General features: G+C 46.4%; 27 protein-coding genes and 1 other annotated feature (1 of these 28 only partly in view). All 27 genes read right to left on the bottom strand.

Translation table 11 applies throughout. The annotated features are described in order from the left end of the window. On the bottom strand, positions 1-588 hold the beginning of the coding sequence (locus tag G7035_RS14655) for a LysM peptidoglycan-binding domain-containing protein (RefSeq protein ID WP_019688404.1). Its footprint begins 1,149 nt before the window's first position; only the first 588 of its 1,737 coding nucleotides appear in the window; the start codon lies at positions 586-588; the stop codon falls past the left edge of the window. 158 nt (positions 589-746) lie between these two features. After that, a complete protein-coding gene (ilvE, locus tag G7035_RS14650; RefSeq protein WP_013372655.1) occupies positions 747-1,631 on the bottom strand; it encodes a branched-chain-amino-acid transaminase in 885 nt (294 codons plus the stop codon). 17 nt (positions 1,632-1,648) lie between these two features. Continuing rightward, on the bottom strand, positions 1,649-2,548 hold the full coding sequence (gene pheA / locus G7035_RS14645) for a prephenate dehydratase (RefSeq protein ID WP_016818437.1): 900 nt from the start codon (positions 2,546-2,548) through the stop codon (positions 1,649-1,651). Further along, entirely contained in the window at positions 2,545-3,513 is a 969-nt protein-coding gene (gene thrB / locus G7035_RS14640) for a homoserine kinase (protein WP_019688405.1), read from the bottom strand. The genes pheA and thrB overlap by 4 nt, the downstream gene beginning before the upstream one ends. Before the next feature lie 27 nt (positions 3,514-3,540). Next, positions 3,541-4,827, bottom strand: coding sequence for a homoserine dehydrogenase (locus G7035_RS14635; RefSeq protein ID WP_017427426.1), 1,287 nt, complete (start codon positions 4,825-4,827; stop codon positions 3,541-3,543). A 43-nt stretch (positions 4,828-4,870) separates the two neighbouring features. After that, positions 4,871-5,308, bottom strand: a complete 438-nt coding sequence (locus G7035_RS14630; protein WP_013372659.1) for an ACT domain-containing protein — start codon at positions 5,306-5,308, stop codon at positions 4,871-4,873. 157 nt (positions 5,309-5,465) lie between these two features. Next, positions 5,466-6,776: a GTPase ObgE gene (obgE, locus tag G7035_RS14625; RefSeq protein WP_019688406.1), complete on the bottom strand. Its 1,311-nt coding sequence runs from the start codon at positions 6,774-6,776 to the stop codon at positions 5,466-5,468. A 13-nt stretch (positions 6,777-6,789) separates the two neighbouring features. Further along, positions 6,790-7,527, bottom strand: coding sequence for a Spo0B domain-containing protein (locus G7035_RS14620; RefSeq protein WP_019688407.1), 738 nt, complete (start codon positions 7,525-7,527; stop codon positions 6,790-6,792). A 146-nt stretch (positions 7,528-7,673) separates the two neighbouring features. Next, entirely contained in the window at positions 7,674-7,991 is a 318-nt protein-coding gene (gene rpmA, locus G7035_RS14615) for a 50S ribosomal protein L27 (protein WP_013311590.1), read from the bottom strand. A 5-nt stretch (positions 7,992-7,996) separates the two neighbouring features. Then, complete coding sequence (locus G7035_RS14610) at positions 7,997-8,335, bottom strand: ribosomal-processing cysteine protease Prp (RefSeq protein ID WP_016818432.1); 339 nt, start codon at positions 8,333-8,335, stop codon at positions 7,997-7,999. A gap of 13 nt (positions 8,336-8,348) precedes the next feature. Beyond that, a complete protein-coding gene (gene rplU / locus G7035_RS14605; RefSeq protein ID WP_013311592.1) occupies positions 8,349-8,660 on the bottom strand; it encodes a 50S ribosomal protein L21 in 312 nt (103 codons plus the stop codon). Between the two features lie 13 nt (positions 8,661-8,673). Next, positions 8,674-8,760 (bottom strand) — a sequence feature (ribosomal protein L21 leader region). A 96-nt stretch (positions 8,761-8,856) separates the two neighbouring features. Further along, on the bottom strand, positions 8,857-10,041 hold the full coding sequence (locus tag G7035_RS14600) for an Rne/Rng family ribonuclease (protein ID WP_016818431.1): 1,185 nt from the start codon (positions 10,039-10,041) through the stop codon (positions 8,857-8,859). 48 nt (positions 10,042-10,089) lie between these two features. Further along, on the bottom strand, positions 10,090-10,968 hold the full coding sequence (locus G7035_RS14595; RefSeq protein WP_016818430.1) for a M50 family metallopeptidase: 879 nt from the start codon (positions 10,966-10,968) through the stop codon (positions 10,090-10,092). Next, the gene (locus tag G7035_RS14590; RefSeq protein ID WP_019688408.1) at positions 10,961-11,806 is read right to left on the bottom strand and encodes a peptidoglycan DD-metalloendopeptidase family protein; all 846 of its coding nucleotides are present in this window, start codon (positions 11,804-11,806) and stop codon (positions 10,961-10,963) included. The genes G7035_RS14595 and G7035_RS14590 overlap by 8 nt, the downstream gene beginning before the upstream one ends. 292 nt (positions 11,807-12,098) lie before the next feature. Continuing rightward, on the bottom strand, positions 12,099-12,896 hold the full coding sequence (gene minD / locus G7035_RS14585) for a septum site-determining protein MinD (protein WP_013372668.1): 798 nt from the start codon (positions 12,894-12,896) through the stop codon (positions 12,099-12,101). 3 nt (positions 12,897-12,899) lie between these two features. Next, positions 12,900-13,562: a septum site-determining protein MinC gene (minC, locus tag G7035_RS14580; protein WP_019688409.1), complete on the bottom strand. Its 663-nt coding sequence runs from the start codon at positions 13,560-13,562 to the stop codon at positions 12,900-12,902. A gap of 82 nt (positions 13,563-13,644) precedes the next feature. Further along, positions 13,645-14,175, bottom strand: a complete 531-nt coding sequence (gene mreD / locus G7035_RS14575) for a rod shape-determining protein MreD (protein WP_013372670.1) — start codon at positions 14,173-14,175, stop codon at positions 13,645-13,647. After that, on the bottom strand, positions 14,175-14,996 hold the full coding sequence (mreC, locus tag G7035_RS14570) for a rod shape-determining protein MreC (RefSeq protein ID WP_016818427.1): 822 nt from the start codon (positions 14,994-14,996) through the stop codon (positions 14,175-14,177). The genes mreD and mreC overlap by 1 nt, the downstream gene beginning before the upstream one ends. Positions 14,997-15,051: 55 nt before the next feature. Continuing rightward, the gene (locus G7035_RS14565) at positions 15,052-16,086 is read right to left on the bottom strand and encodes a rod shape-determining protein (RefSeq protein WP_013311600.1); all 1,035 of its coding nucleotides are present in this window, start codon (positions 16,084-16,086) and stop codon (positions 15,052-15,054) included. Positions 16,087-16,192: 106 nt separating this feature from the next. Further along, positions 16,193-16,885 carry a RadC family protein gene (gene radC, locus G7035_RS14560; protein WP_017427420.1) on the bottom strand — a complete coding sequence of 231 codons (693 nt, stop codon included), beginning with the start codon at positions 16,883-16,885 and terminating at the stop codon, positions 16,193-16,195. A gap of 14 nt (positions 16,886-16,899) precedes the next feature. Beyond that, the gene (locus G7035_RS14555) at positions 16,900-17,508 is read right to left on the bottom strand and encodes a Maf family protein (RefSeq protein ID WP_019688410.1); all 609 of its coding nucleotides are present in this window, start codon (positions 17,506-17,508) and stop codon (positions 16,900-16,902) included. A gap of 22 nt (positions 17,509-17,530) precedes the next feature. Then, positions 17,531-17,773 (bottom strand): DUF4321 domain-containing protein, encoded by a 243-nt coding sequence (locus G7035_RS14550; protein ID WP_013372674.1) that lies wholly within the window; start codon positions 17,771-17,773, stop codon positions 17,531-17,533. 121 nt (positions 17,774-17,894) lie between these two features. Next, the gene (locus G7035_RS14545; protein WP_019688411.1) at positions 17,895-19,172 is read right to left on the bottom strand and encodes an SPOR domain-containing protein; all 1,278 of its coding nucleotides are present in this window, start codon (positions 19,170-19,172) and stop codon (positions 17,895-17,897) included. Positions 19,173-19,338: 166 nt separating this feature from the next. Continuing rightward, entirely contained in the window at positions 19,339-20,718 is a 1,380-nt protein-coding gene (gene murC / locus G7035_RS14540; RefSeq protein ID WP_038978209.1) for a UDP-N-acetylmuramate--L-alanine ligase, read from the bottom strand. 6 nt (positions 20,719-20,724) lie between these two features. Next, positions 20,725-22,101 carry a bifunctional folylpolyglutamate synthase/dihydrofolate synthase gene (locus G7035_RS14535; protein WP_016818421.1) on the bottom strand — a complete coding sequence of 459 codons (1,377 nt, stop codon included), beginning with the start codon at positions 22,099-22,101 and terminating at the stop codon, positions 20,725-20,727. 36 nt (positions 22,102-22,137) lie between these two features. Continuing rightward, positions 22,138-24,804 (bottom strand): valine--tRNA ligase, encoded by a 2,667-nt coding sequence (locus tag G7035_RS14530; protein WP_017427418.1) that lies wholly within the window; start codon positions 24,802-24,804, stop codon positions 22,138-22,140. Between the two features lie 434 nt (positions 24,805-25,238). Then, a complete protein-coding gene (locus G7035_RS14525) occupies positions 25,239-26,570 on the bottom strand; it encodes a LysM peptidoglycan-binding domain-containing protein (RefSeq protein ID WP_019688412.1) in 1,332 nt (443 codons plus the stop codon). Between the last annotated feature and the right edge of the window lie 64 nt (positions 26,571-26,634).

Raw genomic sequence — 26,634 nt, 5'->3', positions numbered from 1 at the left:
GTTCACGGGTGCCATATTGACGGGCGCCATAGGAGCTTCAGGCAGTTTTAATTCAGGAAGCTTAGGAGGATTCACTGTTTCTTTCGGCTGTGTCATTTCTTCTTTAGGGCTGGGCATATTCTCCGGTTTAGGCTGTGTTAATTCCGCCTTGGGCTGGGTAAGTTCTTCCTTGGTCGGGGATTCGGTTTTAGGCTGTGTCATCTCTTCTTTCACTGCGGTATTTTTTTTATTCATAGAAAGATCAGATGCGTTTTCTTTGTAGTGTGGAATATTAACTGTTTCTCCAACCAGAAGTGCGTTCGGGTTTTTAAGTTGGGAATTGGCATCAATAATTATCTTAAGCGGTACATTCCACGCCTTGGACAACTTCCATAACGTATCACCTTGCTTAACCTTGTGTTGATAGACCGTTGACGGCTGTGTTTCCATCGTAACAGGATCTGTCGGAATTTTGATTTTCTCACCGATGCTCAACTGATTAGGGTCTGCCAATTGGGGATTGGCGGCAATAACTTTCTCTAGTGTCACATTATACTTCTGTGCCAGTAAGTATAGAGTGTCACCTTTTTTGACGATGTGTATTTTCACAGGTCACAAACCTCCTAGACTTTCGTTCGGGCGGGATAAACGCCCGGCTTCTGTTATTACATCCTATGCACCTCCCGGGCGAATGACCCCCTACAAACAAAAAAATCCTCTCAACCGAATACTCTTACAAGCATTCAGTCAAAAGGATCTCGATTATTTTAGTCCTGCCACACTTTATAGCCATCCTGATCCACAATCTTCCGGAACTCAGCCAGAAGCTCCAAAGTCACTGGACCAGCAACACCGGAGCCAATCGTACGACCATCTACTTCATAAGCTGCAATCACTTCTGCCGCAGTTCCCGTAAAAAACACCTCGTCCGCGACATATACATCATGCAATGTAAAAGGTTGCTCCTTAAGCGAATATCCAAGCTTAGCACACAAATCGATGATAGCATTACGAGTAATCCCCTCAAGCGCTCCCAAATAACAAGGCGGTGTGTACAACACTCCATTTTTGACAATGAAAATGTTATCAGCAGAACCTTCCGTCACATATCCTTGGGAATTGAGCATAATAGCCTCACCTACACCAGCATAGTTAGACTGGATCTTCACCAGGATATTGTTGAGGTAGTTCAATGATTTAATCTTTGGATTCAAAGCATCCGGGATGTTGCGACGCTGAGAGACAGAGATTGTCTTCAGGCCTGTCAAATAAGCTTCTTCCGGGTAAATGGCGAGCTGCTCGACGATAATGATGACACTCGCTTTTGCACAACGAAGGGGATCCAAACCTAGATTTCCAGCACCACGGGATACAACCAATCGAATATATCCATTACGCATTTCGTTAAGGCGAATCGTTTCAGCCATGGCTTCCAACATTTCATCAGGAGACAACGGAATGTTCAACTGAATAGATTTCGCAGAATCATACAGACGCTCTAAATGCTCCTTACATTTAAAAATATTTCCGTTATAAATACGAATACCCTCAAATATACCGTCTCCGTACAAGAAACCATGGTCATATACGGAAACCTTTGCGTTCTCCTTAGTTACATGCTGCCCATCCAGATAGATCCATTGTTCTGCCATTACAACCACACCTCCGATTAATGTTCCTTCAAAATAGGTTCGATCGCTGCTTCAACATACTTGTAGCTTGGATAAGAGCCAAGAATGCGTACATGGCACCCCAAAGCCTCGATCTCTGCAAAGGCTGCCGGAAGCAAAACGGAATGCAGAGATTCCAGAACTTCAATGTAAAAATAATAATTCCCCAATTGCTTTTTGGTCGGACGCGATTCAATACGAGACAGGTTTAACCTGCGCCATGCAAATGCAGATAAAACCTGATGCAGCGCTCCCGGGAAATCCTGTGGCGGCGTGACCAAAATACTGGTTCGCTGGCCTTCTGGCGTACGCGGGAACCTTACAGGTTCATGTCCAATCAAGACAAAGCGGGTAAAATTGTTATCGTGATCCGTCACCTTGCTGGCCAAAATGTCCAATCCGTGTTTGGCAGCCGCAAGCTTGGTTCCGAGAGCGGTCCAACCTTTACCTGGGTTATGTTTAACAATTTCGACGGCTTCGGCCGTACTTCCTGCACTCTCCAGCTCAGCTTGAGGAGCGAAAGCTTGTATGAATTCTTTACATTGGGGAAGCGCTACAGGATGGGACATAATTTTGACCACTTTGCTCAAATCCAGCTCGTCCTGATCCCCAAGAAATTCACTACGATGTCCAATAAGATTTTGAATCGAAGGATATACCCATTCCGCCTGCATTGGAATGTCTACCTCATGTACAAGCCAGTCCATATGCAAACTCACAGAGCCGTCAATCGTATTTTCAATAGGAATTACACTATAGTCTGCCTGTCCCTTGTCTATTGCCTGAAATACGTCTGCTATATGTTTGTAAAATAGAAGTTCACAGGGTGTATCTCCTAACAAATATTTAATCGCTTCATGAGAAACAGTCCCCTCAGGAAGAAGTGCAATTCGTTTCATATCGTAAGTTCCCCTTTAATCATATCCATAAAAGGGTGTGTATTCCCTTCTGTATATACTTTAACCCCTTCAACCTCTGGGCGCAATTTCAAAACAGACGCAGTGATCCCTTCTTTGTTCATTGTCTCCGTTAAATACAGTTCAAGCTCCGCTTTGCGATTTTCCCGTTGATCCATCAATGCCAGCAATGTCGGTCCAGCACCACTAAGGGCCACACCCAATGCACCATAATGGTGCGCATCCTGTAGGATCTCTGTCATACCCGGCACTAGTGCCGCGCGGTAAGGCTGATGAAGCTGATCCCGCATCGCTTCGGCGATTAGATCTGTTCGGCCCGATGCCAATGCCGCTACCAGCATTGAAGCATGACTTATATTATATACAGCATCCTTCAAGGATACGTGGGTAGGCAGGACCTCTCTGGCCTTCGACGTAGACAGTTGAAAATCTGGAATAACTACCATTACCTCTAGATTAGCATCCGGTTCAATCCGTAAGTGCTTGGCATGCTCGCCATCCCACATAGCAGTAATAATACCACCAAACAGAGAGGCTCCGACATTGTCCGGATGCTTTTCGATAGCGCTTGCCATGTCAAATAGCTTGGAATCCGACAGAGGCGAGCCAATCAGCGTATTAGCAGCCACCAGGGCACCTACAATGGCGGAAGCACTGCTGCCCAAACCACGGGTAAGCGGAATATCCGAGTACATCGAAATTTCCAGCTCAGGAACAGATACACCTGCTTCACGAAAAACCTTTTGTGCTACCTTGTAAATCAAATTGGTTTTATCTTGGGGAACGCCATTCATTTGATCTCCGTACAGATGGAAAGCTGTCTGCTCGGCCTCTTTTAATTCAATCCATGCGTATAGAGACAACGCCATGCCCAATGTATCAAAGCCAGGTCCTAGGTTAGCCGTACTCGCAGGCACGCGCACTCTTGCTGTTTTCAAAACGGTCATACAGATGATTCCTCCTGCTTTTATTGACTATCCCTCTACCCGATATACACTCTTAATGCGGCGAATCACGTCCAAAGTTTCAAAATGCTCTAAAACCTTTTTCATACTTGCTTTACTAGCTAAATGAGTTACGATAATAATTTCAGCATCGGGATTAGTCTCATTCGGTTGCTGCACGACAGATGCCAAACTGACATTGAATTCAGCAAATACCTGCGTAATCTGTGCCAATACCCCCGCTTTATCATCCACGTGCAAAAGCACGAAATTTTTGAAATACACGTCTTCGTCATTGCTAATTTTTTTAGGATTGTAGGGTACGATTGCTTTAAGCCCATTTACGCCGAGTTTGAGGTTTTTCACTACAGCTACCAGGTCAGCCACAACTGATGTAGCTGTTGGCATTTCGCCTGCACCTGCACCATAAAACATGGTTTCACCCACCGCTTCACCATGTACATAAACTGCGTTGAACACCCCGTTCACCGAAGCTAATGGATGCTGCTTGCGCACCATAGTTGGCTGAACATTAATCGTAAATTCATCACCTTGACGCTCTGCAATGCCAAGTAATTTCATTTCATATCCTAATCTTTTAGCAAAAGCAATATCTTCACTGGTTACCTTGGAAATGCCGCTCACGCTTACATCCTTGAGCTCTACATTGGAACGGAAACCAAGGGTCCCAAGTATCGCCATCTTTCGGGCCGCATCCAATCCTTCGACATCTGAGGTCGGATCAGATTCTGCGTATCCAAGCTCTTGGGCTTCCTTAAGAACCTCCTCATACGAGGCTCCTTCCTGACTCATTTTAGTTAAAATATAGTTTGTTGTACCGTTCACGATTCCCATAATGCGGGTAATACGGTCAGAGGAGAAACCTTCAATGAGTGTACGAATAATCGGGATACCACCTGCTACGCTAGCCTCATAAAAAATATCACATTGTTTTTCCTGTGCCTTTGCCAGTACTTCAGAACCGTGCAATGCCATTAAGTCCTTGTTGGCCGTTACAATGTGCTTGCCTCTCTCTAACGCTTCGAGAATGTACTCCTTCGTCTGATCAATCCCACCCATGACTTCGATAATCACATCAATTTTAGGATCTCGAATGACTTCCCACGGGTCCTCCGTAAGCTTGGCGGTGTCTACTTCAATGGAACGATACTTTTCTATGTTTTTTACAGCTATTTTTTCAATGACGATCGGTGAACCGACTTGTCTGCTCAAGTCTTCCTGATTACCCTCAACGATTCGAACGACTCCCGTACCTACAGTCCCCAAGCCTAACAATCCTACTTTGACCGGTTTCATCCATTCCCCTCCTGGTAACTTTTATCTAACGAACTGTATCGCCTCAGCCTTGCCCAATCAGGCGGACCCGCTTGACTCCAGAAATACTTTCCAAGCCCTCCAGCAGAACACCCAATTCATCACTAAGCCTGGACATTTCTACTGAGATGACTACGTTGGCTCTGCCTTGCAGTGGAATACTTTGCTGGATCGTCAGCACATTACCTCCGTAATCTGCCACTCTACCGAGCACCCTGGACAGCATACCGGATTGATGCTCTAGATCAATAGAGATATTGACAATTCGCTCGCGCTCCAACTGGTTAACCAAATGTATGCCATCTTTATATTTATAAAAGGCGCTTCGGCTTAGCCCAACTTGCTCCACAGCATCATGTACGGTTTTAACATCTCCCGAAGCCAGCAGCAGTTTTACCTGTATGGTCTTAACAATAGCTTCAGGCAAAATATCTTCCCGTACCAAGTAATAGCGCTCTTTCAAGAACGTCCTCTCCTCAAAGACTTATGTTTTTGTATAGAGGACATTATATCGAAACTCTTGAAAATCGGCAAGCTAACAATACAAAAAACGGCTACTGCCTTCTATAGAATTCCCTATAGTGCAGTAACCGTTCAGGTTTTAAAGCCTTATTTAATTTTTAGTAGTAGCTGCTACCTTCTACAAATTCGAACTCGAAATCAGCAATGCGTACAGATGTACCATCTGTGGCACCACGCTTACGTAGCTCAGCATCCACACCCATATGACGCAACGTTCTTGCTAATTTTAAGATGGCATCATGCGAATTCATCTGCATGCGCTTCATCATGCGCTCAATTTTGGGGCTGTGCACTACGAATGTGTCGTTTTCACGTACAATCGTAAAGCCCTCGTCTTCGGCCGTATCCAACTTAAATACCTTACGTTCATTGACTTCTGCTACTTCCTCAACAACCGGCTCGTCCGGTATTTGATCCAACAGATCAGCAGCCCGATAGAGCAGTTCCTTTACACCCTGACGTGTCAAAGAGGAAATAGGCATGATTTCAAGGTCAGGACGTATCGCAGCAATTTGCTCTTTGAAGTGAGCAAGATTTTCTTCAGCTTCCGGCATATCCATTTTATTGGCCGCCACAATTTGTGGACGCTCAGCCAGAGCTGCATTATATTGCTTTAATTCGTCGTTTATTTTGGTCCAGTCTTCAAACGGGTCACGTCCTTCAGAGCCCGCCATATCCACAACATGGATAATGATTCGCGTCCGCTCAATATGCCGCAGGAATTCATGACCCAGTCCAGTGCCTTCATGAGCTCCTTCGATCAAACCAGGCAAATCGGCCATCACAAAGTTCCGCTGATCCCCCACATCTACGACGCCCAGATTTGGGGTAATCGTTGTAAAGTGGTATGCGCCAATTTTAGGTTTTGCGGAAGATACAACTGACAACAAGGTAGATTTTCCTACACTAGGAAATCCGACCAAGCCTACGTCAGCCATCACTTTTAACTCAAGTGTAATATAACGTTCTTGCCCCTCCGCACCGTTTTCAGCCAATTCAGGCGCTGGATTGCTCGGTGTAGCAAAACGAATATTACCGCGTCCTCCGCGTCCTCCTTTAGCTACAACGACCTGTTGGCCATGACGTGTCATATCTGCCAATACTTCACCAGTGTCATCATCCATGATAACTGTTCCCGGTGGTATACGGACGATCATGTGCTCTGCGTTGGCTCCGTGTTGGCTTTTGTTGCGACCTTTTACTCCACGCTGGGCTTTAAAATGCCGTTGGTATCGAAAATCCATCAAGGTGCGCAAACCCTCATCTACACGGAAAATCACATCTCCACCGTTCCCTCCGTCACCACCAGCTGGGCCACCATTAGGAACATATTTCTCACGGCGAAACGCAATTAATCCGTCTCCACCGTCACCGCCTTTAACAAAAATCTTCGCTTTATCTACAAACATGGTTACACCTTCCTTATGTCTGGCACTGCATTCGAATTTGAAGCATATCTCCTGTAGGGAGCTTCTCTGTTCGAAGGCGTTCACTTCCGAGTACGGATCTGACCTGCTTTAGTATATTTAAATCGGTAGGTATGTCACTTCCTTCAAAGCGGACGATAACATCATTCTGATCCATACCGAAATAAAGTGTCAATCTGCGCACTTCTCCCCAGGACGACCGGCCCCCGCCATATTGATACGCACGCACCGTTTGTATGACGGCCGAGGCAAGCGACTCGCCGTCTTCGGGAGACATGACAGCGTCTAACTTTAACTCTTCCTCAACCTTTACCGACAATTGTAAATTTCCGGCGTTCACGCGAAAAGACTGCAAATAAAACACCAGCGAGGGAATACCCAGCTTAGATATTTTACTGTCTTCCGACACCCGCCCTTTTATTGTTTCCACATAAGCAGCTGATTTATCATGCTTATTCATACGAATATAGCCATAAAGCACCTGTAAATCATTCATCCAGTCATGCCGATGATGGTTAAGCGTCGCTATCGCTGTACGCTCAAAAGAACGCAAAGCAGCTTTCCGCTCAAGTTCAACCTGTCTATGGGTATACCACATACCAAAACAAGCAGCAGCTACAGCCCACACAGCTAGTATGATAATCGTTAATGCGTTGGGATAGAGCAGTGAAAAAACCAAAGGAATCAGAATGGAACCCAACGCCAGATAAGGCGCTCTTATCCGCTGGAACATGGCTTCTCTCCGTTCTGCGATAATTAAATGGACTAGTCAACAACCTTAATCCAGTATAGCACAGACTAACTTTCCAGTTCATTACCATCATGCAAAAAAGCCTCCGACAAAAGTGCCGGAGGCTTTTCAGCGTGTCTAAGCCGCTATTAAGCTTCTACAGTAGCTGCTACTGGAGCAACGTCGATCGGGTAGATGCTCACCTTTTTGCGATCACGGCCCCAACGTTCGAACTTCACAACGCCGTCCACTTTCGCGAACAGAGTGTCGTCCTTACCGATGCCCACGTTCGTGCCCGGGTGAATTTTCGTTCCGCGTTGACGAACCAAGATGCTACCGCCGGTAACTGCTTGACCGTCAGCACGTTTCACTCCAAGACGTTTCGATCTGCTGTCACGTCCGTTTTTTGTGGAACCTACACCTTTTTTCGATGCGAATAACTGAAGATCCAATGTCAATTTCAACATGATGTCTACCTCCTTCTTTGTTTATTTTCTATTTGAATATACTTACCGTATGATTCAGCAATGCTTGTCAGCATAATCACCATGGATTCCAACAACAGTTGAACCTGTGCGTTCGCATCATGATAACTTTCAGGAGATAGATACGCGCTTAAAAAGCCGTTTTCCATTTCCGTTTCCATTTCAACGTCCGTAAGAGCTACAATCGAATTGACAGTTCCTACGGTTACCGCCGAAACACCAGCACACACGATATCTTCGCCAGATTTAGCAAAATTCGCATGACCTTTAACAGAAAACCCCTGTATGCTGCCATCCTCCAGTCGTATAATACGCACGATAATCAATTATCGCACCCTCTTACGCTTGGATTTTTTCAATCGTCACTTTCGTGTACGGTTGACGATGACCTTGCTTCACATGGTAGTTCTTTTTAGGTTTGTATTTGTATACGATGACCTTTTGACCTTGACCATGCTTCTCAACTTTAGCCGTTACAGAAGCTCCAGAAAGAAGCGGTGTACCTGCTGTCAAGCCATTGTCGCCGGACACTGCCAGAACACGATCGAACGTTACAGTTTCACCATCATTAGCTTCCAACTTCTCGATGAACAATACGTCGCCCTCTTGAACTTTGTATTGCTTACCACCTGTTTCGATAATTGCGTACATTTGCTTGCACCTCCTTATGTCTCAGACTCGCCTAATAGCAGGTGGCAGTTTCTTTAAGATACTGCACTTCAGTACCTGATTGGAGCGGTTACAGCATGTGCAGCCAATCTTACGCATCACACATACTAAATGATTGTAGCACAAGCTTCGTACACATTCAACCTTTAGTTTTGAAATAATTTTGATTACGCACGTTCTATACGAGAGTCTTTTCTTCACGCACTTTTTTGCGGGTCATTTCCAGTAAACCTAACCGCGTCCAACCGACAACATAGGATTTAGTCCGGTCCTTTTTTAATCTTGCCTCCAGCACAGAGGATACTTCCCTACGATTCTCCTCTTGTTCCATATCAATAAAATCAATGATGATAATACCACCAATATCACGGACACGTACCAGGCGGGCAATTTCTTCTGCTGCTTCAATGTTAGTCTGGGTCACCGTCTCTTCCAGATTACTGCCGCCCGTAAACTTCCCAGTATTCACATCAACGACGGTCAATGCCTCCGTATGATCAATGACAATGTATCCGCCACCCTGAAGCCATACCTTTCGCGCAAAATCGCGTTCCAGCTGCTCATGAATGCCATAAGCTTTGAAAATAGTTTCTTCTGCACTGCGAAATATACTTACATGAGCTTTCGCAGAACCGATCTGTTGCAGCATTATTTCTGCATCCTTTGCTTGCTCCTCACTGTCAATGACCAGTTCATCCTGCTCAGGTGTAAACACATCGCGAATTAAACGCTGAACGATACTCAGATCCCGGTGCAATTCACACGGTGCAGAGTGTTCGCCCGCTTTACGCTGAATAGCCTCCCATTGCTTACGTAGTTGATTCAGATCATTTTCAATCGCCTCTATACTCATTTCCTCTGAAACAGTACGAATGATGACCCCTTCCTCACCCGTGCGCAGTTGCTCTCCCATTGCTTTCAAACGGGCACGTTCTCCCTCACGCTCAATCTTCTTGGATACGGCCACATAATCAGCACGGGGCATGTAAACAATCCAGCGGCCGGGAAGTGAAAAATGAGTGGTCACCCTGGCTCCTTTGCTACCAACTGCCTCTTTTAATACCTGTACTACGATTTCCTGCCCCACCTTTAACAGTTCAGAAATGGACGGCTTTACCTCTGGCTGCTTGTCCAAATGGGCATGAAGTACGTCATCCACATACAAAAAGGCATTCTTGCGCTGTCCAATGTCAACAAAGGCGGCTTGCATTCCCGGTAGCACATTGACCACCCTAGCTTTGAAAAAAGAACCTAGAATTCCCCGTTTTCGCGGTAGTTCAGCCGCATATTCAACCAACCGTCCCTCTTCCAACAGTGCCATTTGGGTCATCTGCTGTTGGCATTGTACAATCATTTGCTTCATGGTTTTTCAACCTCTCTGAATACAGCCTTTTCCTCAATTCATAAAACATTATTTGGGCTTGGATTCTCCACCATTTGGCGGGCGTGCCGCAAAATAAGAGCGTATAAGTCGTTGCTCCGGCAATACAGCTACAATCCGTCCTTGTTCATTCATAACGTAAACCATATGATATCGATCTCTTCTGAAAAGACGCAAAACAGGCTCCAAATGTTTCACTGGCAGGGATACAATAGGTAAAGCAATGCTTCCTTTAGCCGCTTCGCGGTAAAAAAGCTCGTCCCTCCCCAGCAAAAAACGTATAAAACGGTAAGGGATATTCCGATAATCCACAATATTAGAATAAAGCAAAAAAATCCCTACCGCCAGCAGATTTAAATGTAAAGGCTCATCTTGCCTTAATAACGGCGAAATACCATACAGGCAAAACAGCAGACTGGTTACGATACTGGCTCTAAAAGTCCATACTAATGTGCGATGATAAGAAAAGAATAAGCTAATCAGTGACTGTAATATTTTCCCACCATCGAGCGGTAAAATGGGCAACAAATTAAACAATGCAATAACAGCATTTCCCTGAATTATATAATTTACATAATCATGCTCCAACCCACTCACATGCCTAAGCCACAAAAGAATGATGATCATGATTCCGTTTTGCAGGGGGCCCGCTAGAGCAATGACAATTTCCTTCCACGCATTGAGCTTCCCTTGATCCTCAATGACAGCTACTCCTCCAAAGGGTAACATCTGTATGGAAAGCAACCGCGCCCCCAACAACGAAGCAGCTGTCGCATGACCTAGTTCATGTATAAACACCAGTGTAAACAAGGTCATGATCTCGATAAAATGTCCAGTTAATACAGAGGTCAGCATAACTAGTACAAACAGTGGATGCAGTGATAGGGTCACCCCTCGGACATTAATCAAGGGCTACCACTTCCGACGGGTCAATGTATTGATCCCCTCTTTGAATTGCCAAAAATAAAGTTGCCACCTCACTACCGCCGTGATTTGCTGGCAATACACCGATCTCTTCACCCTCCTGAACCCAATCGTTCACTTTTAAGATAGAGCGTGAAAGTCTTCCGTAAGTTGCTGTGATGCCACCAGTGTGACGAACTGTAACCGAAATCCCACTTTTGGGATGGTTTAATACGTCTAATACACGTCCTGCATCTATACTTTTAACAGCGATTGCCCCGTTATCGGTAACATTCGGCGTAATTTCTACTCCTTTAAGGCTCAGTACAAACGGCTGTGTTATATTGCCTTCAATCGGTGGAGAGCCCTTTCGACTAGCGTCTACCTGGTTCGTTTCATGCTCCTCGCCAAAAATCGGTAAAAAGGAAGGAGCTCCGTCAAAATAAGTTTTATACCATTGTCCGGCGGCTACAAAATCCATGTCCTTATTCAAGGCATCCGCGACAAACATTCTCAAATTTACTGCATAGGGAATATCCCAGCGAAATAAGCCCCATACCACTCCAAACAACACTGTTGCTATGACAGTTCTGCGCCAAAAGGAACTCCAAAAAGACGGACCACGATTTGCCCCAAAAGATTGCTGCCAACGTTGTCGATCATTTTTCCACTCGGTTTCTGGGTCTCTGGGCGAGTTGGCACTGACTACAGGCATCGATTTCATTTCTCTGTACCCATACCTGTTCTGATCTATGCCTGAGGAATACGCCTCCGCTTTGTTTCCCTCGATTAGCTGCTGTATACGTTCTTTTCTGCGCTGCTTGATTCCGGAATTTTTGTCCATCTTATTCAGCCCCCTCAGCGAGGTAAGTTTATTACATCTTATGAGGACGGGCTTCAACTTATGTTGTCCGGGTGGGAATTACATACCCTAAAAAATCAAAAAAACCGGCGCTAGCGCACCGGATATGTTTTGTATTTATAACATTTATGTAATGACCTAAATTTACGAACCATTATCATAGAAATTAAAAAAGCAAACCAAAAACACTTAAATAAGTTGCCACTTATTTAAGTGTCTAGTATTACAAATGAACGCTACTGTAACACTTACCTTAGAAATCTTCCTGTTTTCCTTATCCACCCATACCAAAAAATTTCTTAAAGCGTGTCATCACGCTCTTCTTCTGGTCCAGCTGCATAAGAGGCACAGTGTCGCCCAAGATTCGTCTCGCAATGTTCCGATAGGCAATCGCTGCCTGTGCATCCGGATTCATAACAGTAGGCTCTCCTGTATTAGCTGCTTTAATTACCATTTCATCATCCGGTACAATCCCAATAAGGTCTATGCTAAGCACTTGTAGAATCCCATCAATATCTAACATATCTCCGGATTTAACCATACTATTGCGAATGCGGTTAACCACTAATTTAGGTGATATCACATGTGAACTTTCCAGTAAACCAATGACCCGATCTGCATCGCGTACAGCAGCATTTTCTGGAGTAGTTACAACAATGGCCTGATCCGCACCGGCAATGGCATTTTTAAAGCCTTGCTCAATACCCGCAGGGCAGTCGATCAATATATATTCAAAATCCTTCTTAAGCTCTAAAATAATATCCTTGACCTGCTCCGGCGTAACAGCACTCTTGTCCTTGGTTTGAGCAGCTGGCAGCATATACAACTCCTCAAAACGCTTGTCCTTAACCAGTGCCTGATTCAGACGGCAACGACCTTCCGCTACATCAACAAGGTCATAAATAATCCGGTTTTCCAGACCCATCACAACGTCTAGATTACGCAAACCGATATCCGTATCCACCAAACACACCTTTTTGCCGAGCAGTGCAAGCGCTGTTCCTATATTGGCTGACGTCGTCGTTTTGCCGACGCCGCCTTTTCCTGAAGTGACGACGATAGCCTCTCCCATGTGCTACACCCCTTTGAACACGTTAAAATCGCGGCCCAGACGCACAATATTGCTCATTTTGTCTATTTGCATAGCGCCATCCTTGAGATACGCAAATTCCATGCCGGATTCACGCGTCTCCCATTCATCTGGTGGACGGCTGATCATTTCGGAAATTCGCAGCTGTGTTGGTGCAAAATAGGAGGCCGCGATAATCGCTTCACTATTTCCCTCCATCCCTGCATGCGCCATGCCCCGCAGAGCGCCAAGGACATAAATATCACCAGTACAAGTTATAATTCCACCCGGGTTAACATCTCCCAAAAAGAGTAAGTTTCCATCGTGATGAAGCACTTGTCCTGAGCGGATAATCCCTGTCACCGTGTGAATGGGGGGCTTGCCCTGCACTACCGCAGGCAATCCGGGTGATTCTACAGACCTGATGAGCAGATTACCCTTCCGCTTTAAAATCTCCAGAATACTTTCCTTCTGCTCCTCCGTTACTTCCCGACTTCCCAGCTTAATATCCACATGAATGATCGGGCCTGTTAAAATATTTTGATGACTGTGCTCCAGCTTAAAACGCAGCTCACCCAGCAAATCCTCAAATTCGCATTGATCGTCCAGCAGGAATACCAGGCCATCTTTGATGCCTTTAATCGTGACATGATTCGATTTCACCGCCATTAGCCTGTCCCTCCTATCTCAATCATTTCGTCCCCGGGACGTCAAATCCCTGCTAACCCGGACAAAATGTGTGTAAAAAGACCTAGACAGTCTCTTCCTTTTTCACACGGGTACCTAAACGCTGTAATTGCTTGCGAACAGGGACATAAATGATGAGGGCGAACAGAAAATGGATAAATAAATCAGGAATCATATACTGAGCAAGTGCCCAATTGAAAGTCTGATGATTCAGCTGGAACAGCTGATCAATGGCAAAGAGCATAGAATCCAGCAAGAAACTACCAATCAACACGGCCGCCATCATAATGGGCATCGGTGCACGTCTAGCTGTAAACACAAGCCCTAATAAGTATGCAGACAATCCCATTGCAAAAGAATAAGGGCCAATGATAAACCCGTAGTACACTACGTCATGAATAAGTCCAAAAACAATACCTAGCACCAACGCTGTATGACGGCTGTAATACACAGATACAAACAAAATTACGACATACACAAAATTTGGGACCATTCTTGAATGCCAACTATCCGGGAGAAGCCACGGAAGAATCGTTCCTTCAGCTATAAACAAGACAAACAGCAGCAGTATCAAAACCTGACCGCGCATCTTCATTATTCCGGTACCTCAGGAGTGTAGAGGACGAGCAGTTCTTTCCAATCCACAAAGCTGGCTGCCGGTTTAATAATCGCTGTCCGTGTTTTGCCGAACTCTCCAACCTGAATTTTCTCCACCGTTCCAATCATTAGGTTTTTGCGGAACTTCCCGCCTGCACCAGACGTAATAATCTGATCACCCTTTGCGATTGGATCTTTTTCTTCAATGCGAGTCATTTGAAATCTGTTCGTACCCGGATCATAGCTTTCAATCATACCAAACGATTGATTTTCCTTACCCAAGACTGTCGCTGCAATAGCATAAGAATTCGGATTTTTAGGGTCCAATGTAGTCAACAGCGTAACGGTAGACGTAAAATTCCCCGTGCGGCTAATGACTCCAACAAATCCTTCAAGTGAACTGACTTCCTGACCAACCTTGGCTCCATCCTTCTCACCAATATCAATCACGAGCGTTTTGGAATCATTGCTAACACTGTTCACTTGAGCAACACGATAATCATAATTATTTTTCGCCTTTTGCGTTTGGGTGAACTTCAGTTCATTCTGCAATCTGGCATTTGTCTCAACATAATTATGAGTCTGAATCTGGTCACGAGTCAGCTTAGCCACGGCTATTTTTAACCGCTCATTTTCTTCGTAAATACTACGCATATTGCCAATATCTTCAAAGAAGCCCGCTATTGCTGAAGCGGGCCTGTAAAAGATACCTTGCACAAAGCCAATTGAATCTCTGGCGAACTTCTCGGGCCAGGTTAAGGAACTTCTCTGTCCAAGTGTAATCCCCATAAGGGCAATAAACAGAACGATTCCGATCAATAGAACAAATAGTCTTTTATTGCCAAACAGCTTAAACAGTTCCTACACCCCCGATTCAACGTTTGGAACGGACGGCAGAACTGCTGCGCGATTTGAACAAATGGATATTTTCCAGTGCTCTACCCGTACCGATTGCCACACAATCCAGAGGATTTTCCGCTACGATCACCGGCATTCCGGTCTCACCTGCCAACAGCTTATCCAGGTTGCGCAGTAGTGCTCCACCACCAGTCAGTACAATTCCTCTATCCATGATGTCCGCCGCCAGCTCGGGAGGGCATTTTTCCAATGTTACTTTGACTGCGTCCACGATTGCATTCACGGTATCTGACAATGCTTCGCTAATTTCATCGGAGGTAATCGTAATTGTCTTCGGCAAGCCTGTAACCAGATCGCGTCCGCGGATTTCCGATGTTTCCACTTGCTCTAATGGCATTGCTGAACCAACTTCCATTTTCAACTGCTCAGAAGTCCGTTCACCAATCATCAGGTTGTATTGACGTTTCACGTATTGAATAATAGACTCGTCCATTTCATCGCCAGCCACTCGTACAGAACGACTTGTTACGATCCCTCCCAAGGAAATGACCGCAACTTCGGTTGTACCTCCACCGATATCGACAACCATACTGCCCGTAGGCTCCCATACCGGCAGATCAGCGCCAATTGCCGCTGCAAACGGCTCTTCAATCGTGTAAGCCTCTCTTGCGCCTGCTTGCTTGGTCGCATCTTCAACAGCACGCTGTTCCACTGCAGTAATGCCCGAAGGCACGCAAACCATCACGTTCGGATGGCGCGGAAACAATGAACGTTGTGCTTGCGCCTGACGGATGAAATATTTAATCATCGTTGCAGTCGTATCAAAATCGGCAATGACCCCATCCTTCATTGGACGAATTGCACGGATATTTCCCGGTGTGCGACCGATCATTTTTTTCGCAGATTCCCCAACAGCCTCAATGGTTTTTGTATCTGTACGCAATGCGACTACAGATGGTTCACGAACCACGATTCCCTTACCTCTTACGTATACAAGCGTGTTTGCCGTCCCCAAGTCAATTCCCAAATCTTTTGTAAAGCCACCCAGCATGATGTTAATCTCCTTTTCTCTTCCCTGAAATCTGTTATCCCTGTATAAACGGTTTATTCAGGCCGGTTTATCCGGTCGTGTTTAAATGTTTGATTTAAATATTATATTATATCAGACCTTGTTCCTTCAAACTTACAAAGGTCCCGTCCCCGATCACAATATGATCAAGCACGTCGATACCCACGATGTTGCCCGCTTCCATCAAGCGGCGGGTCAACTGGATATCTTCCGGGCTTGGCTTCGGATCACCGCTCGGATGGTTATGAGCGCAAATAATCGAAGCACTGCTGCACTTGATTGCAGCCCGGAATACTTCACGAGGATGCACGATGGCGGAATTCAGGCTGCCCATAGATAGCGTTTCCTGAGCAATGACATGGTTTTTGGTATTTAGAAACAGGCAAACAAAATGCTCTTTCTGCAAATAACGAAGCTGCTCGAACAGCAGATCTGCCACATCCCGCGGGCAACTAATCACCGGGGTCTCCAAGTGGCGTGACAACGCCAATCGACGCCCGAGTTCGATACCCGCTTTTAGCTGTATCGCTTTAGCATTTCCAATACCCTTAATCTGGGTCAACTCGCTCAGACTCATATCCACCAGTTGACGCAGATTCCCTGCCTGCTGCAAAATACGCTGCGCTAAATGCACAGATGATTCTCTTTGTGTTCCTGTACGCAGTAGTATTGCTAGCAACTCCGCGTTGCTCAAGGCATCCGCCCCATATGTCATCATGCGCTCTCTTGGTCGTTCTTCATGGGGGAGGTCGCGAAGCATCAGTATTGGCGACTCCAGCATATGTTTATCCCCTTTTATGGACGCAGCACATTTACTCCAAAATCGGACAGCATGTCCGACAGCAAAGAAAGCGGCAATCCTACGACGTTAAAATAACAACCCTGAATAGATTCCACCAACGTAGCACCCATGCCTTGAATGCCATACGATCCTGCTTTGTCAGACGGTTCACCAGTATTTACGTATGCCACAATTTGTTCTTGGCTCAAAGGCTTCATTGTGACATCCGTTTGGCGATGTCTAACAAGCATCTTGCCGGTTCCGGTATGTATGCAGGCTACCCCGGTGTACACACGGTGTGTTCTTCCCTGCAATGCAGTCAACATGCGAACTGCGTCCGCATGGTCGGCAGGCTTGCCCAATACCGAATCCTCCAGCACGACAATCGTATCACTGCCAATCACCAATCCAACTTCCTCGGACTGTGCGGCAGTGCGCACGACCGCTTCGGCTTTGCGGGCCGCAAGGGTCTCCACGATTTGCTGAGGCGTCCAGCTCTCAGGCGTGCTTTCATCCGCATGACTCGGCACCACCTCAAAGGGGAGTCTCAAATATGCGAGTAATTCCTTCCTTCTTGGTGAAGTCGATGCCAGAATAATGCGGGGCGTAATTTTCCCGTCCATAAGGGAAGCTCCTTTTCATCAGTTAGAGCCTGCGGTACAGCCAGAATGCGGCGATGATGCCGATCAGACTAAGCAGGCTCAATTCAAAATTTATCGTTATGTTGTAGCTGATAATATCCAGATCCGCTCTCGGCGACCAGGATATCGTAGTGGGGTGGGTCAGAAAGGAAAGGACTTTGACCGATTGAAGGGCCTTAGCAATCCAGGCACCCAAAAGCCAACCGAGCAACAAAAACAGTATAAGCATTCCTACATTTTTTTTCATCCTGATCTTCCCTCGCCATTTTTTGACACCTTCATTATTATACGGTGATTTGTACTGCAATACAAACAGAAATCCGGCATGGGGAACTATTTCCAGTTCCTTGCCGGAAAGTATGGTTAGTCTACTGTTTTATGAATTGAATAAATTCCTTCTCACGCAAAACATATTCCATCATGGAGGACTGAATCTCCCAAATGTGTTCCTTGGCTGTATTCTTGTTATATTCTCCAAGTGCAGAGACTGCGCTGTTCATCGCCTTTTCAAGCGAGGTTGCGGTGGCAGCCGCTTCCTTCGGAAGACCAGTGGGAAGTGCAGCGACATTTTGTGTCCACTGCTGATGCAGGTCGTTCAGCTCGCTCATGTCGGAGGCTGACACCGTATTTGAGCCTTCTTCTCTGAGCAAAGTTGAGGAAAGTCCGCTCAGCTTCCCCACTAATGAGTTGCTTAACTGAAAAAAGGTAGTGAGTTTATCACCATTACCTCCGTAAGCCGCTTTTTCGAATCCAGGTAATTCGAGCTCGCGGACATACAATTCCACTCCTTGTGTCTTCAATTGATTACTGAGCAACTTGGCTTGCTCCCTATCCGACGATATTCCTGCATATACCCTGTTTTGATCCTCGCTATCCCCTCCTGCTGCAATGCCTGCCTTCAACAGTTCTTCCTTTGCCTGTAAAGCCCGCTCTGGAGTGCTGAAAACCCCATATTGCAGCAAATAATAGGTTTGTGGAGGCACTTGAGTCGCTACGACGGCGACAGGAGCAGCATTCTCTTTTGCATACGTGTTATCGACATCAACGGATTCTTTAAAAACAGGTACAGCCTCATCAGCAGAAGGATCAGATCCCGGGACCATACCGCCTCCGTTAAACAGTAACAACAAAATATATCCGAACATGCCTCCAGTCACCAACGCGCTGGCTACAGAACCGATTAATCTCCATCTGGAAGGGTGAGGTGGACGCTTTCTATACTCTTGACCGGAATAATAGGTTTCCCCAACCTCAACATCGTCCTCTTCCAGACTTTCCGGTAGAATGTCCGCATCTGACCAGGAAGCTGCCGAACGACCAAAAGGGTCGTCCCATCCCTCTTGTACCCTCAATGTTGGAGTAAAGCGCCGAGTTGCAGTGCGTTTGTTCGTCTCCACAGGCTTACCGAGCTCTGAATGTTGTGTAGTTCGAGTATGTTTCTCCATACTTCTAGTCCGTTCCATTCCTTTACGCTGGTTATCCGTTTGATAAAGCTCATCATCGTGATATAACTCCGTATCTCTGATCGGGTCACGCTGTCCGTTCGTAAATGACTCATTTTGGTTCGGAAGCACCTGTAGCTTATCCTCCCGGCTTGTTTCCGGCAACTGTTGATCGAACCGGAATGTCATCTTGGCCTTGTTCATGGATGCACTCCCTCCTTGTCCCATACTTCCTCATAGTCTGTTGTATGAGTCAAGCTGAGAGAATATGCCTCGGCTTTACAAAAAAAGGGTATCCCGAAACACCTTCGTGTTCGGAATACCCTTCAAAGCTATAATACATTGGCGTAACAGCCCATGTTCATACGTATTACACTTGTTGCCCGCGAAGATGGCGTGCTAACGCGTCGCCAGCTTTCCAGATATCTCCTGCTCCCATTGTCAGCACAAGATCGCCTGGTTGTAACCGATCTTTCAGCTCTTCGATCACAGCTTCTTTGGTTGGTAAATAGATTGCATTCGCATTGCTGTTTTGGACGATTAAATCCACCAGTTTGGAAGAATGCACACCTTCAATCTGTTTTTCTCCTGCTGGTGAATAAATATCGGTAATGATCACTTCACCAGCCTCGCTAAACGCACGGCTGAACGCATCCAGCAGGAAAAAGGTACGACTGTAGCGTTGTGGCTGGAACACGGCAATAATACGCTTGCCAGTTGCTCTCGCTGCACTGATCGTAGCCTCAATCTCTGTTGGGTGATGCGCATAATCATCAATAATCAAAATGTCATTGCCTTCACCTAGCACTTGAAAACGACGTTTCGCTCCATGAAATTCCACAATAGTTGCAGCAATTTGATCAAATGGAATCCCTGCTTCCAGACATGAAATCACGGTAGCCATCGCATTATACATGTTATGTTTACCAGGTACAGACAATTCAATCGTTCCGAGTGCTGTTCCCTTACGGCTCATCGTAAAGCTTAATCGGCGGTCACCTAGTTGGATATCTGTCGCCATGTAATCCGCTTCATGCTCTACCCCATAAGTAATGACCCGAGTTTGGAGCTGAGGCAGCATCTCTCGGATGTTCTGATCATCTGCGCATACAATAGCTGCTCCATCCGGCCGAATTTGGCTCAAGAATTGCACGTAAGCACTTTTCAGGCGATTGAAGTCCCCATCGTAATTTTCCAAATGATCTGCTTCAATATTGGTTACGATCCCCTGCCAAGGATGATATTGTAGGAAAGAACCATCGCTCTCATCCGCCTCGGCAACGACAAACTCGCTTTTCCCCGCTTTGGCGTTCGTCCCCAAATTCGTGATTTCGCCGCCGATAATATACGTTGGGTCAACGTTACATCTCTCCATAACCAGAGCAATCATAGAAGAGGTTGTCGTTTTCCCGTGCGCACCCGCAACCGCTATACCCTTACGTTCGTTAAGCAAGCGAGCCAGCATCTGCGAACGGTGCAGTGTTGGAATATTCAATTCTTCTGCTGCCACCCGCTCTACATTGTCACGTGACAATGCTGTTGAATAGACGACGATATCTGCGCCCGCAATATGTTCAGGCGTGTGTCCAATATATATTTTTGCGCCTTTTGCCGCCAGTTTTTCTGTCAGCTCCTGTGATGCCACATCTGAGCCAGTCACGGTATATCCCATCTCCAGCATGACCCGAGCAATCGCGCTCATCCCGTAGCCGCCGATACCGATAAAATGAACATGTTCCGAAGTAATCAACAAATTTCACCAACCTTTTTCCGAATCGGTTTGATACATAAGGGTAGCCCGTACATCCGCAATAAGATACAGCGTGCCGGACACCACCCCCAGATCTTCCGCTTCCGTATGTGACTGAAGCAGGTTTAAAGCCTTTTTCCAGTCACCTTCTACAATAATTTTTAAATCCGTTTTGGCATAAGACGGCCGCAGCTTCTCCACGAGATGAGCCAAATCAGCGGCATTCATTTTGCGGCGAAAATCGGGCTCGGTCAGGATAAGCGTATCCACTAGTGGCAGTATATGCTGCAAGTATGCCTCATGATGCTTGTTTGATAGCATCCCCATCATTAAAACCAATTTTTTGTACGAATACACTTGTGGGAGACTCTTGGCCAGCGTTTGCGCCCCTTCTGGATTATGAGCCCCATCAAGGACAATTCTCGGCGAGGTACTGACTTGTTCGAGACGCCCTGCCCAGGCAGCTTGCCTAAATCCCTCCAGCAGATCCTCATCATCCAACACAAAAGCCATATACTGACGTAGGACTTCAAGTGCCATCAGAGCTCCTGCCGCATTAGAACATTGATGCTCACCTAACAACGTGATGTCGATTTCCATATGTCGGAAGGGTCCGGCGAATGAAAAGGTCTGACCTGTTTCATTCCCGTTTAACCGTTCATACGTAAATTGTTCTCCTGCCAGGTACAAGGTAGCTCCTTGCTTGGCCGCCGTTTCACGTATGACCTGAATAGCCTCGGGCTGGGAAACACAACTGACGACAGGTACACCCGGCTTGATGATCCCAGCCTTTTCTCTTGCAATCTGTTCCAGTGTATCTCCCAAAATGTCCGTATGGTCATAGCCGACATTCGTAATGACCGAAACGATAGGACTCACGATATTAGTTACATCCATCCTTCCCCCGAGGCCTGTCTCCCATACCACAACATCTGGAAAAGCTACCGTAGCATAGTACAAAATAGCCAACGCTGTGGACACCTCAAACATCGTAGGTGATCCCAACTCACTATCTGCGATTTCTTTCACCAACGGATACAAGCGATTGGCCAGTGAAACCAGCGTTTCATCTGGAATATCGGTCCCGTTGAATTGAAAACGGTTCGTAAATCGGGTGATGTACGGAGAAGTAAAGGTCCCAACATCGTATCCACATTTCAGAAGCACAGAGGTTAGAAAGGCACAAGTCGAGCCCTTACCGTTGGTTCCTGCAATATGAATAAATTTCAGATGTCGTTGCGGATCACCCAGCCTACTCATCAGCTGTTCGATTCGTTCCAATCCGGGTCTAATGCCAAACGGAATCAACCCATTAATCCATTCCACTGCTTCATCATAACTTTGTAAAGGGGCTATGTCGCCGCCCCTGATCGTATCTGACATCCTCTTCACCTTCAGGTCATTTTATTGTGAGTGAAATTATCCCTTGAGTTCTTCAATACGTGCGATAACTTTAGCGCGCTTATCTGAGTAATCGGCTTGCTTGGCCTTCTCTTCCTCGATGACTTTGGCTGGTGCCTTCGCCACAAAGCCTTGGTTGGAGAGTTTTTTCTCCACGCGCTCCACTTCACTGTTCAAATGCTGAAGTTCTTTTTCAAGTCTGCTAATTTCCTGGGCAATATCTAGCAGTCCGGCTAACGGCAGGTATAGCTCTGCGCCGCTAACAATAGATGTCATGGCTTTATCTGGAGCGGTGAACTCTAAGCCTGCGTCGAATTCAGACGTGTTACAGAATCGACGTACATACTCCCCATTGCGGTTAATGATATCAAGAACGGCTTGATCGCCGGGTTTTATGAGCAATTCAATTTTTTTACTCATCGGCACGTTGACTTCAGCGCGGATATTGCGCACAGCCCGAATCACGTCGATCAGCAAATTCATTTCAGCGACCGCATCCTTATCCTCGAAAGCAGGATCGTAAGCAGGCCAAGCGGCCAGTGTGATCGTTTCTCCCTCATGCGGAAGATGCTGCCATATTTCCTCGGAGATAAACGGCATGAACGGATGAATCATGCGCAGTGTCCGATCCAAAACGTATGCAAGTACGGATTGTGTTTTCTTTTTCGCCTCTGCATTATCGCCATATAGGGAAAGCTTCGCAAACTCAATGTACCAGTCGCACAAATCATCCCAAATAAAGTTATACAGAAGGCGGCCTGTCTCGCCAAATTCATAAGCATCTATTAGACGCGTGATGTCGCGTGAAGTTTCGTTTAGACGGTGCAGAATCCAACGGTCAACGGTGCTCAAGTCACCAGTAATGTCTATATCTGCCGCAGTGACGCCTTCCAGATTCATCAGCGCAAAGCGTGATGCATTCCAAATTTTATTGGCAAAGTTACGCGCCTGCTCCACACGTTCCCAGCGGAAACGAAGATCTTGTCCAGGTGTGCTGCTGGTGGAGATCATATAACGCATTGCATCGGTACCATATTGGTCGATCACGTCGAGCGGATCAACACCATTGCCCAGGGATTTGGACATTTTTCTTCCGTCCGCGTCACGAACCAAACCGTGCATAAGTACATCCTTGAACGGAATCTCTTCCGTGAACTCCAGCGCGGTAAAGATCATACGCGATACCCAGAAATAAATAATGTCATAGCCTGTCACCAGAACATTCGTCGGATAATAGCGTTTGAGATCCTCTGTCTGCTCAGGCCAACCTAGGGTCGAAAACGGCCACAAAGCAGAGCTGAACCAAGTATCGAGTACATCCTCATCCTGTTTGAGTTTTCTACCGGCATATTCAGGCAAAGTGGTAGGGTCCTCCGCCGATACAATAACTTCTCCGGTTTCCTCATCATACCAAGCCGGAATACGGTGTCCCCACCATAATTGACGGGAAATACACCAATCCCGCACATTTTCAATCCAATGCAGATAAGTACGCTCAAAGCGATCCGGTACAAAGTTTACACCGTTGCCAGCCTTCTGTGCTTCAATCGCCTTAGCTGCCAGAGGCTTCATTTCCACGAACCATTGCGTCGACAGATAAGGTTCTACAACTACGCCAGAACGCTCACTATGACCTACTTGGTGTACATGCTCTTCAATACGAATCAGTACACCCTGCTCTTTCAAATCAGCGACGATTTGCTTACGGCAATCGCTGCGATCCAGTCCCTGATATTTGCCTGCTTCAGCATTCATCGTTCCCGTCTCGTCCATCACCGTAATTTGAGGCAACTGGTGACGTTGACCCATTTCAAAGTCATTCGGATCGTGAGCCGGTGTGATTTTAACCGCGCCGCTACCGAAATCTTTATCTACATAGTCATCCGCAATGACCGGAATTTCACGCCCGATGATTGGAAGCACAAGCGTTTTGCCGATCATTTGCTTATAGCGTTCATCTTCTGGATGTACAGCTACAGCCGTATCGCCCAGCATCGTTTCAGGGCGTGTAGTGGCTACAGTAATAAATCCGCTACCGTCTTTCAGAGGGTATTGCAGGTGATACAGATTTCCGTTCACCTCTTTGTATTCCACCTCAATATCCGACAATGCGGTACGTGCAGCGGGGTCCCAGTTAATGATGCGTTTACCGCGATAAATCAGACCCTTTTTGTACAGTTTAACGAATACTTCGCGTACCGCTTTGGACAGTCCCTCATCCAATGTAAAACGTTCACGAGAATAATCGAGAGAAAAGCCCATTTTCTCCCATTGATTGTGGATATTGTCCAGATAAAGATCTTTCCACTCCCACACTTTCTCCAAAAACTTCTCACGGCCCAAATCATAGCGAGTCAAACCTTCTTCACGTAGCTTCTGCTCTACTTTTGTTTGAGTAGCAATACCTGCATGGTCTGCCCCTGGCAGCCACAAGGCATCATAACCCTGCATCCGCTTGGCGCGGATAATAATATCCTGCAAAGTAAAGTCAAGAGCATGTCCAATATGCAACATACCCGTAACATTCGGTGGTGGAATAACGATAGTAAAAGGCTCTGCCTCTGGATGTTGCCCGGCGCGGAAATAGCCCTTCTCCATCCACGTTTTGTACCATTTTTGTTCTGCTGATTTGGGATCATACGTTGTTGGCATTTCCAAGGTTGTCTTGTTGTCTTGTTCTGACATATCAGGATACCTCCATGATTTTCAATTGGCAAATAAAAAAAGCCCTTCATCCTCAAAGGACGAAAGGCTGTTCTCTCGCGGTACCACCTTTGTTTCACCCCTAGCGCATGTATCCACTGATCCATTACACATGGTGTGACACTTTATGCAGATAACGGTTGCGGACCGGCCTTATTCTACCGTGAACCTCTTACCTTCCGAAGGAATGAAATGAGGAACCGTTCAAACAGGCGACTCCCGGGTGACTTCGGCCAGTAGCTTCCTGCGGAACCTCACAGCGCTGCAATTCCACTCTCTGAAGGGCTTGCTGCCTACTCTTCCCGATCTCAGTCTTTCAATAACTATACCACATCATACATTTCCCATTGACTATAGTCAACACCCATTTCTCATTGACGATAGTCAGCACTTCGTCGCATGTTTCAGCAACCGAATCAAGGGATGTACAATACCTGCCCTTCTTCTACATGATGCTCTGCCAATCTATTATACAATTGAAGCTCCCGTGTGCTGAGCTGATAACGGTCTGCTATCGTTTCCAGTGTATCCTCGCGCTGTACAATGCATAACCGCACCTTGCGGAAAGGCGTTTCATCCTGTGTATGGAAAAAAAGATTTTTCCACTTGGCATCCTCACGCTCTTCCTCGGCTTTCTGATCCTGACCTTGCGGTTCATGTTCCAGCTGCTGCTGGTGTTCGGCTTCCTTCACCGAACGGCTGGATTGAAGCAATGATGAGTAGACAACCGGGTCCGGCTCGTCTGCTCCTTCATTCTTTTTACTGTTAAGCGCCACGCGCATCTCTGGCTTTTCCTCAGTAAAGGTATCCTGAACTTCATGGTTTACCTGTTCTGACGCTTCAGGCCTGAAGTCAAAGTCATTCCCCTGACTTGCTTCCAACTGCGGCTCCAGATAAATCTCCGACTCTGTGGCAGAATGTGGCTCTGACAGCAAAGGGTCGTATGCTACATTAGGAGATGCAGAGGATACTTTGGGCTCGTTCCCTTCCGTCCCTGCTTCCTCTTGCTGAAATGCCCACACTTCCGACGCCTCCTGCTCATGCTTAACTTCGGAAGAGCTGTCTTCAACTACTTTTCCCGTCCACGGCTCATAATATCGGTTCGGATCTACTCTCGGATCATAAGCTTGATGCTCCAATGATGGCTTCTGTTCCCCTTGATCCTCTGACGACTGTTCCCAGTAAGCTGACTCTTGTTGTGCTGGTACTTTGTATGAAGTTTCCGGGTCTGAAATGTTGTTGTACACCGAGTCTTGGGTAGAATAAACCTCTTCGTGACGATGCTCTCCAGCGCCGTAAAGAGATGGAGCCGGATGTTCAGGTGCATGCACCACAGTAAATTCCTCATCCAGCCAAACCGCCGTCTCCTCTGCATGCGAGCTTTCCACCCCATGCAAAGAAAGCACCCCTGTAATGTTTAGACTACGTAAAGAGAGCAGGTCCACATCAAAATTTTCAATCTCCACGGAGATATCTTCCAATCTTCCTACCCGGTTAAGCGGAATGGTAATTTCCACAGGGATCAAATGATGAAGCTCGCTCGTGATCTGTTCAGGTGTGCGGTACACGCCCTCCAGCAGCAAATGCCCTCGCAAAGCGGCATGGTCGCCGTGGGTTACAACCTGAATGCGTGGCAGAAGCTCAATTTCCTCCAACTCGGCAATCCCGGCAGCTTCCTCCGTCAAATGAATGCGTTCATAAATATCAAAACGCAAGCCTTGCGGCTGATCATTCTGTTGTTTATTCAAGGATGGCATCCTCCTTTGGGCAGCCTCCGCACATCCTCTGACTCGTGTCAGGCGCACGGAAACT

Origin of the sequence: Paenibacillus polymyxa, from assembly GCF_015710975.1 — a bacterium.
GTDB lineage: Bacteria > Bacillota > Bacilli > Paenibacillales > Paenibacillaceae > Paenibacillus > Paenibacillus polymyxa.
This window is presented reverse-complemented; position numbering and strand designations above follow the sequence as displayed.